Annotated in this window: 2 protein-coding genes and 1 pseudogene; 1 reads left to right on the top strand and 2 read right to left on the bottom strand. The window is 75.4% G+C overall.

Annotated elements, in window-relative coordinates:
• On the bottom strand, positions 1-2113 hold a 2113-nt coding region (locus AB0H83_RS39470), incomplete at its 3' end, for a DUF6596 domain-containing protein (RefSeq protein ID WP_360104647.1).
• 109 nt (positions 2114-2222) lie between these two features.
• Positions 2223-2987 carry a class I SAM-dependent methyltransferase gene (locus tag AB0H83_RS39465; protein ID WP_360104644.1) on the bottom strand — a complete coding sequence of 255 codons (765 nt, stop codon included), beginning with the start codon at positions 2985-2987 and terminating at the stop codon, positions 2223-2225.
• 181 nt (positions 2988-3168) lie between these two features.
• Between AB0H83_RS39465 and AB0H83_RS39460 the strand changes: the two are divergent.
• Positions 3169-3296: pseudogene (locus AB0H83_RS39460) on the top strand (acetyl-CoA C-acyltransferase); the annotation flags it as partial.

The raw sequence follows: 3296 nt of genomic DNA, 5'->3' as shown, positions 1-3296 counted from the left end.
CGGAGCGGCTCGGGCGACGTGAGCGGCGCCGGTCGCTGAGACCCGGCTCAGGTCGGCTCAGGGCGGTCACAGTCACCGATGGTGAGACTGTCGGCATGAGTCGGGGGCGCACAGCGGCGGGATGGACGGCGGTCGGCGCGGCGGCGGTGTACGTCGCGCTGCACGGCGACTGGGTCGCCGGTGGCGCGGCCGGGATCACGGACCTCGGGGGCGTGCCGCGTGCCGGCTGGGTGACGGACAACCTCGTCACGGACGGGCTCGCCGTCGCCGGGGTCGCGGTGGCGCTCGCCGCGATCCGGCCGCGGGGCATGCGGGCGATGCGGGTGCCGGTGTGGATCGGGGCCGGGCTGCTGGCGCCGTTCGTGGTGCTGAGGCCGGCCGGGGCGGCGCTGCAGGCCGCCGGGTGGTGGAACCCGCCGCCGGCGGCGCCGGGGGAGCCGACGCGGTGGCCGTGGACGTTCGTGGTCGTGTACGGCAGCTTCGTCGTGCTCGGCGTCGCCCTGGCGGTGGCGTTGCTGCTGTACGCGCGGGACCGGTTCCGCCCGGTCGCCGGCGGGACCTTCGGGCGGGCGCCGCGGCGGCTGACCCACGCGGTGCAGGTGCCACTGGCGTGGCTGGCGGCGGTGATCGCGGCCGGGCTGGCGGCGCTGCGGCTGTCGTGGGTGTTCGGCGGCACCGCGGGCTGCGCCCGGGCGCGGGCCGCGACGCGTGGCTGCGGCTGCAGGACACGGTGACCGCGGCGCAGTTCCTGTGCGCGGCGATCGGGCTGCTGGTTTTGGTGCACCGGTGGGGGCCGCGGCGGCGGTTCGCGGTGCCGCTCGTCGCGACGTGGCTCGGCGCCGGCGGGATGGTCACCGGCGGGTTCCTGAGCGTGCCGGCGTTCCTCACCGACGCGCAGGGCCAGGCGTTCACCGGGTACGCGACCGGGACGTTCCTCACCTGCGTCGCCGGCGCCCTGATCAGCGTCGTCGCCCTGGTCCTGCTGGTGGAGCGCGGCGGGCTCGTGCAGCGGGCCGGGCTCGTGCAGCGCGGCGCGGGACAGCAGGTGCCGCTGCTCGTACCGGTTGGTGGTGAGCCGGGCGGCGACCCGGTACCAGTGCCCGGCCTCAGCGCGGCGGCCGGACATCGCCAGTAGGTGCGCGCGGACGGCGGCGGGCCGGTGGCTGCGCTCCAGCCGCGGGTCCCCGGCGACGGCGTCGAGCACGGCGAGCCCGGCGGCGGGCCCGTGGACCTTCGCGGCGGCCACCGCCCGGTTGACGGTGACGACCGGGTTACCGGTGACGGTCTCCAGCAGCCGGTACAGGCCGAGGATCTGCCGCCAGTCGGTGTCCGCGGCGGTAGCCGCCTCGGCGTGCACGGCGGCGATCGCGGCCTGCAACTGGAACGGCCCGGCCGGCCCTGCGTGCAGCGCCGCGGCGGCCAGGGCGGTGCCCTCCTCGATCGCGGTCCGGTCCCACCGGCTGCGGTCCTGCTCGTCGAGGGGCACCAGCGCGCCGTCGCGGGTCCGCGCGGCGCGGCGGGCGTGGGTGAGCAGCATCAGCGCGAGCAGGCCGGTGACGTCGCCGCGGCCGGGGATCCGGGCGTGCAGCAGCCGGGTGAGGCGGATCGCCTCCGCGGCCAGCTCGACCCGGTCGAGGGTGTCGCCTGCGGTGCCGACGTAGCCCTCGGTGCAGACGAGATACAGCACGGCGAGCACGACGTCGAGCCGCTCGTCGAACTCGCCGGGCGCGGGCAGCCGGAACGTGGCGCCGGCCGCACGGATCTTCGCCTTGGCGCGGCTGACGCGCTGCGCGACGGTCGCCTCCGGGGTCAGCAGCGCCCGGGCGATCTCGGCGGTGCTCAACCCGCCGACGGCGCGCAGGGTGAGGGCGAGCTGCGCGGCCGGGGTCAGCGCCGGGTGGCAGCACAGGAACAGCAGCGTCAGCGAGTCGTCCTGGTCGGGGGCCGTGGCCACCGGCGGCCGCCAGGCGGCCTCGCGGCGGGACCGGGCCTGTTCGCTGCGCAGCAGGTCGACGAGGCGCCGGGACGCGACCCGGATCAGCCAGGTGCGCGGCTCGTCCGGCACCCCGTGCTCCGGCCACTGGGTCGCGGCGGCGAGCAGCGCCTCCTGCACCGCGTCCTCGCAGGTGTCGACCGGTGACGCCGCCGGTGACCTTCCAGGTGCCGGTCAGCCGGCCGAGGCGGCGCAGTTCGTCGTCCATGGTGCTCTCCTTGCCCGGGTGTCAGGTGCTGTCGCCTGATACCTCGGAGCGGCGGTCCGCGTCTCGACACACGAAGACGCCCCAGCCCAGAAATTCTCGCTGGTACCGCAGGTGCGTGCGGCGGGCCTGGTCGAGGTACCGGCGCATCGTGCCGGCGTCGGGGTCGCCGGGATGCTCGCGCAGCCACACGTCGACGGTCCACCACTGCGCGGCCATGTACCGGTCCCATGAGTCGCGGTCGGCGAGGACCATCTCGACCAGGCTGAGCCCGGCGGCCTCGAGGCGGTCCAGGGTGCCTTCCAGCGAGGTGAACTCGGCGTACTCCGCCGGGATGCCGCCGGGTGGGGTGGCGGTCCAGTACGGCTCGCCGATGAGCAGCAGCCCGCCGGGGCGCAGCGCGGGCCGCATGAGCCGCACGGTGCCGGCGAGGCCACCGCCGATCCAGGTGGCGCCGATGCAGGACACGATGTCGTAGGAGGCGTCGTCGGGGACGTCCTTGGCGGCGTCGCCGAGGCGGAACGTGACGCGGTCGCTGACCCCGAGCTCGCGGGCCCGCTCGTGGGCGGCGGCGAGGAACACCTCGCTGATGTCGACGCCGTCGCCGAGGGTGCCGTACACGTCGGCCCACCTGGCCAGCATCTCGCCCTTGCCGCAGGCGAGGTCGAGGTGGCGCTGGCCCGGCGCGAGCCGGCAGACCTCGCCGAGCAGCATGAGCTTGTCGTCGGTGAACGGGTTGAGGATCCGGTGGCCGGCCTCGGCGATCTCATGCTGGCGAAGGATGTCCATGCTGCACCTTTGCCGTGGAAGGTGCGGGTTGTCCACTGTTTTGGCCGGCTGGCGGCTCGCCGGTGACGGCGCCGTGCAGGAACACCTCGACCAGGTCGGCGGGTTCGCCGCGCTCCTCCTGCGCGAGTGGGGCGTCCGGGCGGGGTAGTGCGGCGGGCGACAGCAAGTTACTCTCGGGTAGGTGAGCACTGAGGCTTTCGTTTACGACGCTGTCCGCACGCCGCGCGGGCGCGGCAAGCGGAACGGCTCGCTGCATGGGGTGAAGCCTGTGTCGCTGGTCGTTGGATTGATCGACGAGCTGCGCCGCCG

Source organism: Dactylosporangium sp. NPDC050688, assembly GCF_040654515.1.
In the GTDB taxonomy this organism is placed as follows: Bacteria; Actinomycetota; Actinomycetes; order Mycobacteriales; family Micromonosporaceae; genus Dactylosporangium.
This window is presented reverse-complemented; position numbering and strand designations above follow the sequence as displayed.